General features: G+C 35.1%; 5 protein-coding genes and 2 pseudogenes. 6 read left to right on the top strand and 1 reads right to left on the bottom strand.

What is annotated here, in order from left to right; genetic code table 11:
- Positions 1–117: 117 nt before the first annotated feature.
- Positions 118–339: pseudogene (locus tag H8704_RS13925) on the top strand (penicillin-binding transpeptidase domain-containing protein); the annotation flags it as partial.
- A 24-nt stretch (positions 340–363) separates the two neighbouring features.
- Complete coding sequence (locus H8704_RS13920; RefSeq protein WP_249298664.1) at positions 364–1,641, top strand: DUF6070 family protein; 1,278 nt, start codon at positions 364–366, stop codon at positions 1,639–1,641.
- Positions 1,642–1,812: 171 nt separating this feature from the next.
- On the opposite strand, the gene H8704_RS13915 is transcribed toward H8704_RS13920, so the two are convergent.
- Positions 1,813–2,067 (bottom strand): transposase, encoded by a 255-nt coding sequence (locus H8704_RS13915; protein ID WP_408611205.1) that lies wholly within the window; start codon positions 2,065–2,067, stop codon positions 1,813–1,815.
- A 65-nt stretch (positions 2,068–2,132) separates the two neighbouring features.
- On the opposite strand from H8704_RS13915, the gene H8704_RS13910 reads away from it, so the two are divergent.
- The 4 genes and pseudogenes from H8704_RS13910 (at position 2,133) to H8704_RS13895 (ending at position 3,778) form a co-directional block, all read left to right on the top strand.
- The gene (locus tag H8704_RS13910; protein ID WP_182439800.1) at positions 2,133–2,735 is read left to right on the top strand and encodes an ATP-binding protein; all 603 of its coding nucleotides are present in this window, start codon (positions 2,133–2,135) and stop codon (positions 2,733–2,735) included.
- Between the two features lie 50 nt (positions 2,736–2,785).
- Complete coding sequence (locus H8704_RS13905; protein WP_330606037.1) at positions 2,786–3,157, top strand: helix-turn-helix transcriptional regulator; 372 nt, start codon at positions 2,786–2,788, stop codon at positions 3,155–3,157.
- A 32-nt stretch (positions 3,158–3,189) separates the two neighbouring features.
- A pseudogene (locus H8704_RS13900) lies at positions 3,190–3,480 on the top strand (ParA family protein); the annotation flags it as partial.
- Between the two features lie 79 nt (positions 3,481–3,559).
- Entirely contained in the window at positions 3,560–3,778 is a 219-nt protein-coding gene (locus tag H8704_RS13895) for a hypothetical protein (RefSeq protein WP_118680056.1), read from the top strand.
- The last annotated feature ends 122 nt before the right edge of the window (positions 3,779–3,900 follow it).

The raw sequence follows: 3,900 nt of genomic DNA, 5'->3' as shown, positions 1-3,900 counted from the left end.
TTGTCAAAATGTTTTGCCATGATAAATTCCTCCTTCAGTACGATACTTTTATTGTATCACTAATCGACGGAATGAAAAGCTCTCACTTTGACTTGTACTATTTATATTCTAACACCAATGATTTTAGCAGGAAAAACAGGAACTGCTGAAATTAAAGAGTCGCAGAGTGATACGACAGGAACTGAATTAGGGTGGTTTGCTGTTATGACACCAGATAAGAAAAACAAAAAACCTATTCTTATTGTCAGTATGGTTGAAGATGTAAAGGGAATAGGAGGAAGTGGTTATGTGGTAAAAAAAGATAAGGCTGTTTTGGATAAATGGTTTGGTAAAAATTGAAAACAGGAAGGAGTGTGCAGAATTATGAGAAAATTTTTATATTTAATCCTTTTTGTAATGACTCTTTGTGTTTTTTGCTGTTCGTGCAGTCAAAAGACAAATGATGTGAAAAAGACATCAAGTCAGCATGAGAAAAAGCTAAAAAGTGTCCCAAATAATAATACAAAACAAGATGTTATATCGGAAGAAGATCTGGAAAAAGGGTATGACTTGCCGGTATCCGCTCAAGAGAATGAAGAGGCTACAAGAGATTCTATGCAGATAATGTCGGGACTTGAACATATATATAGAAATGCGGATAAAGGAGATTCGTTAAATGTTGTTTTAGATAACAAATCGATATGTAAAATGATTAAAAAGATAAAACAACAGGGTTATTCTGTTACAGTTTCTGAAGATTATTCTAATATGGAGAATTATAAAAGATTTTCTTCATTTCTTGCAAAAGCACAGGAGAAACAGAAAGGGTCGGGTGTTATTTATGAAGTTCATTCCGAGGGCAGCATTGGAAGAGATAAATTTATTTATGACGGAAAGGAGATGTTTCTATTGGCTTCAAATGCATCGTGGGATGATAATGGTAAGCCAATTATTACATTTGTTTCCTACACAAGGATAAAGAAATGGAGATATTCGAGAAAAGGATGGTTTTGCTATGAATTGTGTGTGCCGGAATATCCTGAAGTGACGGAAATGGTAGATGGAAGCTGTCTGATCAGGATTAAGCCAATGAGTGATAATAAGCGGAAATTATCAAGAAAATGCGTTCGTGGTTTAGCGTATCAGGGCAATAATATTTTATGTTCTAATTGGGATCAAGAACATATGCAAAAGATAGATTATAATGGTTTATATGAATATTTATATGCTATGAAATATAAAAAGAAATTTAATGGAAAAAAATATCCAAGTGGAATACCCAAAGATCAATTTGAGCAATTGATCATGGAATATTTACCTGTTTCCAGAGAAGATATTGAAAAGTATGCAAGTTATAATGAAAAGAAAAAGACATATGATTGGATGCGATTGGGATGTTTTAATTATGCTCCTAATTTTTTTGGAACTTCTATCCCGGAAGTAACAAAGATTAAACATAATTCCAATGGAACAGTTACTCTTACCGTGGATGCGGTTTGCGAAATGGTGTTATGTAATGAGGCGGTCATTACTCATGAGCTAACTGTAAAATTTAATAAAGATGGTAGTTTCCGTTATTTGGGAAATAAGATCTTAAATGGTGGTATCAAGAAAATACCAGAGTATCAATATAGAATATTGAAGGAGAAATCGAAAAGATAAAAACCTGAATCCGTGAACCTTGTTTCAAAATGAGACCGTTTCAAGTTTTGTGTAAACTCAAAAAACTGACACAAGATTTTATTGATAGTTATTAAGAGCAGAGACCAGATTTTGGTTCTCTGCTCTTATTTGCATTATACAGGTATAAATGCACATGTCAAATAGATTTTCCTAGAATTCTGCTTTTTCCAGCCGTTCTTCAAAATAGATCTCCAGCTGGGCTCGTATCTGGGACCAGTCCCTGCGGCGTCCGGTCCATTTTTTAGTGATGTCCATGGTAGCCAGATAGAGCATTTTTAAGAGGCTGTCATCGCTTGGAAAGACAGTCCTGCTTTTGGTGACTTTACGCAGCTGCCGGTTGAATCCTTCAATCGCATTAGTTATTGCATATTGAAGCAAGTACAGGACAGGTAATACGAACAGCAAATGATCGGACATATTTGCGAATTGGGGACAAGTCTAAGGAGATGCTGGGAGAAAATTTAAGAAATTTGGAATATGCAAAAGGTTCCAGACATTACGAGGATGAAATTAATTCGTATGCGACTTTAGAAGACTTAGACGATGACCTATTGAATTCTTACAAAGAGAAAATTGGCGCAGAGAGCATAGAAACAAGTCAGGTACTTAGAGCCAGAGGCTTTTTAAGGCAACAGGGAGACAAGGAATATTTGACTAATGCGGCAGTTTTATTGTTTGCTAAGAATATTATGCAGTTTTATTCTAATTGTCGTGTTCGCTTTTTGCGCATTGATGGAAGAGAACTACAGGTAGGGGACAAATTTAATATCATTAAGGATAAAAGCATTGATTTACCTATTCTTCGCATTATTGACGAAGCCAAAAACTATATTTCTGATCAGCTTCGTGTGTTTATAACTCAGGATATTAAAACGGGTAAATTTATTGAGACACCGGAATATCCAGAATTTCCATGGCTTGAGGGAATTGTTAATGCTGTAGCACATCGTGACTATTCAATGACAGGTTGTTTTATCAAAATTAGTATGTATGACGATCGTTTAGAAATAGAAAGTCCAGGATGTCTTCCGGATGTAGTGACAGTTAACAACATTCGAGAAACACGTTTTTAAGAAATCCTAAAATTTCAAGAGTATTAACGGAGTTTGGTTGGGCTCGAGAGTTGAATGAAGGTGTTAAAAAGATTTTTATTGATATGTCGGAAGGTAATTTGGAAGCTCCGATGTATAATGATTATGCCAATACGGTTCGTCTTGTACTAAAAAATAGCATTGATGAAAGAACAGCACATCGAAATAAAGCTGAAAATGAATCAATAAATGAAGCTTTAAAATCAGATGAAAAAATGGTTTTAGAGCTTATTAGGGAAGATTCTCGAATTAGTCAAAAAATAATAGTAGAAAAAACAGAATATTCTCGTTCGAAGGTGCAAAGAATTTTGAAAACTCTTCAGGAAAAAGGAATTCTTTACCGGCAAGGATCAAGAAAAAAGGGTGAATGGATAATTGTGGAACCAAAAGAAATGAAGCTTTAAAAATTATCCCTGCAGCCACTTATTTCTTACAAATGCCAAGTTTAGGAATGATAACGGTCAATTCGCTAACAGCATCGGACAGTGTTTTGATTCCGGTGCAGGCAGCTTATTTGCCGGTAAAGGGACTGGAGCAGTTGATCAAAACGATTTGCCGTGTGAAAAAACACTTGAATCCGGAAATCAAATTTGAAGGGATTTTAATCTCCATGTTGAACGCAAGAACGAACTATGCAAAGGATATTATGGAGTTGATCAGGGAGTATTATGGGGATGCAATTCCTATCTTTGAAAGTAAAATACCGTTTTCTGTGAAAGCTGCTGAGACATGGAAAATATGAATTGTTGTTTCAGCAAATAGGAGATCCAGAGTGGCCATTTGGTTCTACCCATGCCAGGTTGGTTTTGAGAGACGAATCAGGAATAATTACAAAGTATCCGTTTTATGTTCTTAATGATGGTTGCAGTGTTCATCAGGATTCCTGGAAGGTAACATGGACGGATACCTATGTAAAAGTCGTTATTAGTGGTGAAGAACAGAATGATGACCAATATATTTTATATTTTGATGGGAAAGAGGATTTTAAACAACGGGAAATGAAGCGAGGTACATCGGAAGAATAATTTCAATAGCCGTATCAAGAATCAGAACCGGAATATGTGTATATGAATTATTATAATTTATTTGAGAAGCCAAATAAGATTGTAAAAAGGCAAAAGAATATATTAACCAATCGGTATGAAGT

This window comes from Jutongia huaianensis, assembly GCF_014384985.1.
Classification (GTDB): domain Bacteria; phylum Bacillota; class Clostridia; order Lachnospirales; family Lachnospiraceae; genus Jutongia; species Jutongia huaianensis.
This window is presented reverse-complemented; position numbering and strand designations above follow the sequence as displayed.

Excerpts from the sequence above, each read along its gene's own strand:
- H8704_RS13920 (WP_249298664.1), top strand. The coding sequence starts at position 364 with ATGAGAAAATTTTTATATTTAATCCTTTTTGTAATGACTCTTTGTGTT.